This is a genomic window from Spongiactinospora gelatinilytica (genome assembly GCF_003236385.1).
Lineage (GTDB): Bacteria > Actinomycetota > Actinomycetes > Streptosporangiales > Streptosporangiaceae > Spongiactinospora > Spongiactinospora gelatinilytica.
In genome coordinates, this window is sequence record NZ_POUA01000579.1 from 1 (window position 1) to 3,062 (window position 3,062).

Genomic DNA, 3,062 nt, shown 5'->3' on the forward strand with positions numbered 1-3,062 from the left:
CTCCCCACCCGACCCGGTGGGCTTGATCCGGTTTGACGGACATCCGAGATCAGGGGCTCGTCCCCTGGAGGATGTCCATGATGGAGAGCACGGCGAAGAAGATGCCGCGCCGGCGGCGGTCGTTCACACCGGAGTTCAGGGCGGAGATCGTCGAGTTGTGCCGGCGGGGGATCGGTCGATCAGCGAGGTGGCCAAGGACTTCGATCTGACGGAGACCGCCCGTAGTGCGATCTTCGAGTTCATCGAGGGCAGGTACAACCTGCACCGCCTGCATAGCGGTCTGGGTTACCGTAGCCGGCCCGGCCAACACGCATCAGCGCGCACGCCAGGTGCATGAGCCTCGCCAACGGCCGGCGGTGTGTCCTCCTTCGGAGTGGGGCGCGGCCTTGCCTGATCGGCATGTCCTTCGTGAGCCGGACCGAGTCACGGCCGATCGCTCCGCCTATCCGCCTCCCCAGAAGCGGACAGCGACGAGAAGCACGCCGAAGGCGACGTTCCCGACCGCGGTCACCCATGCCCACCAGGTGAAGCGCCAACCGGTCCCGCCCTCCTTGCGCCTGAACCCCAGCGCGGTGATCACCGCAAGAAAGACGATCACGATCCCTAGCAGGATGGTCACCCAGTCGGCCAGCACCTGTCTGGTCACGTTCAGTCCTCCTTGTCCACGCCTACGGCGCGCCGCTGAGCCGCCACCATCTGACCTCATGGTGGCGCGACCGATCCGGGACTGCTCCCGGGTCGCACCTGGCCGCCAGTCGTCTCTGCGGGACAGGATCGGAACGTCACCGACGTCCAAGCTTCGGAGCAGAGCCGGGCGCCACGCGAAGGTGCGCAGGCACGGAAGCGGCCGATCTTCGCCTGGTTCAATGGCGGCATGTCGTCGCTCATAATGCTAATCCGCAGCCGTTTTTTCGTACCGCCTTGATGCTGCGTGCATACATAGATCGGATGATCGAGCATAGCTGCGCTCCATAGCCTCATACACTGTTATCAAAAACCGAGCCGTGGCAGGCGATATCACAGGGCGCTGGAGAGGTGACACTTTTCTCTACGGGCCACAAAAGCCAGTAGTGCCCATTCGAAATGATTTCCATCGAATATAGACGTTCTCGGCGGAGGTGACCTCAACATCCCCCTCAAAACCCTCGGACTGCACCTAACCACCCGATCAGGGGCGATCATCGCGCCGAACACCCGCAGGCGGAAGCCTCACGTGGACACCAGCATCTCGATCGCACCTCCCTTCTGTGCGACTAGTCCCATAGATCCGTGATATCCGGCATTGACCCCTGAACAAACCGCCCATACGGGCAGATCGCCACACCCCAGCCAGGAGGAGACACACCACAGTGCGCATATGCGGACATGAAGGGCGACCTTGATCGAGAATCACGAACCGGCAGCAGGAGGCAGGGGCAGAATGAGATGGGAAGACGATATTGCCACCTCCTTGACCGCGTGTCCGCTTAAGCACCTCCCTTCCCGGATCGCCTTATTGGTGTGGCGCTGTTTCGGGCGCTTGATGAGATATGGTGAAGCCGGGCAGGGAAATCAACAGCTCTGTACGGGTTGGTCCGTTCCAGGTCGAGAAGGCCGGTCCCCAGTCGGGAAGATCGCCACGGAGGCTGATGAGGACCGGCCGTCCCTATGGTCAGGCAGCCGCTACCTCCTCGGTAGCCTTGCGGGTTGCGGGCGTAGTGGTTGAGGCGGCACGCGTGGCCTTGGTCGTACGGCGGCGCGGCCGTGTCGTACCTGAGGCCGGCTGATCCGTTGCACTGGTCTTCGACCGCGCACTCGCCGCCCTGGCAGTGCCTACCGGGTTAGACGCCCCAGAGCGTGAGACAGACCCGACGGCCGGCTCCGCCGAGATCAACGATCCTGCCGAGCCATCGGCCTGCGGCATCGAGTCCAACGAGAGCTGCGATCCGGCATCCGCTGCCGCGGGGGCAGCGCTCTCAGGATGCGATGGCGAAGCTGAGAGCAGTTCAGCTTCAGCCGGGGCCGACGCCGGCCCAGCAGCCGATCCCACCGACACTGAGGGCGGTCCCGGGCGGCCATCAGACGGCGCCCCCGATCCCGGAGCCGATGCCGACCCCGCCACAGTTACGTCCGGCGCTGAATCAGCCACCGACCCTGCGGGCACCGCCCCCGAAAGGAGATCATCGCCCCCTGGGGCCGACGCCGAACCGGCAGCCGATCCCCTCGGCATCGCGGAACGCAAAGAGTCGGCGAGCGACGACACCGAAGCCGATAGCGGGTCGGGGACAGCCAGATCTGGTGCCCGATCAGCCGCCGACGCAGATGCTGAAAGCGGATCGAGGCTTCCTGGGACCAGCGCCGCATCAGCGGCAGATCCCATCGGCACTGGAGAAGGTACCGAATGGGCGGCCGGCGAAGCCGCCCCGGAAGCTGACAACGGGTCAGACAGGGCCGCCGCCGAGACCGAATCCGCTGGCAGTGACGAGCGGAATGGGCTGACGACCGATGAATCCGACCCAGGCGGTGGCAGTGAACCAGAAGCCGCTGGCCCCGTCGCCGGCGGCGTAGGGGGCGAGCCGGCGTCAGATGAGACCGACGTCAGCGATGACACGGGGCGGGGAGCTGCCGGGCCAGGCATCGAACTGGGAGCTGGACCCGCCGCCGGCGGCGGCGCCGCCGAGCCACCAGCCGATGGAACCGATGTCGGCTGCGAGAACGAGTCAGGAGCCAATCTTCCCGGCACCGTACCTGTCGGCAGCGGCACGGGAAGCGGGTCGGCTACAGCCGAATCAAGGGCTGAACCCGCCGCCAGCGGCATAGAGGCCGAACCGGCGGCCGATGAAGCCGGTGCCGACTGCCACAACGGGTCAGCAACCGGCACCGAAGCCGTCGGCAACGGTGTGGGAGGCGGATCGGCAACGGCCGTGGCCGTGGCCGACTCCGGCCCCACCCCGGACGGCGCAGGAGGCGGACCGGGGAGCGATGACACCGACGCTGACCGCGGCGACGGGCCAGGAGCCGTTGGCGGCAGCGGTGAGGGAAAAGGCGCGGCAGTGGGAGGGGGGTTGAGGGACGTCGAGGTG

The 3,062-nt window shown here is 66.2% G+C and carries 2 protein-coding genes; both read right to left on the reverse strand.

Annotation, left to right across the window (positions count from 1 at the left end; genetic code table 11):
* Positions 1 to 49 precede the first annotated feature (49 nt).
* Positions 50 to 274 carry a hypothetical protein gene (locus C1I98_RS42250; RefSeq protein ID WP_158558363.1) on the reverse strand — a complete coding sequence of 75 codons (225 nt, stop codon included), beginning with the start codon at positions 272 to 274 and terminating at the stop codon, positions 50 to 52.
* Between the two features lie 168 nt (positions 275 to 442).
* The gene (locus C1I98_RS37190) at positions 443 to 646 is read right to left on the reverse strand and encodes a hypothetical protein (protein ID WP_111171954.1); all 204 of its coding nucleotides are present in this window, start codon (positions 644 to 646) and stop codon (positions 443 to 445) included.
* Positions 647 to 3,062 lie beyond the last annotated feature (2,416 nt).

What these genes read in the sequence shown, in the direction of transcription:
- C1I98_RS42250 (WP_158558363.1), bottom strand. Translation starts at nt 274, where the DNA reads ATGCAGGCGGTGCAGGTTGTACCTGCCCTCGATGAACTCGAAGATCGC.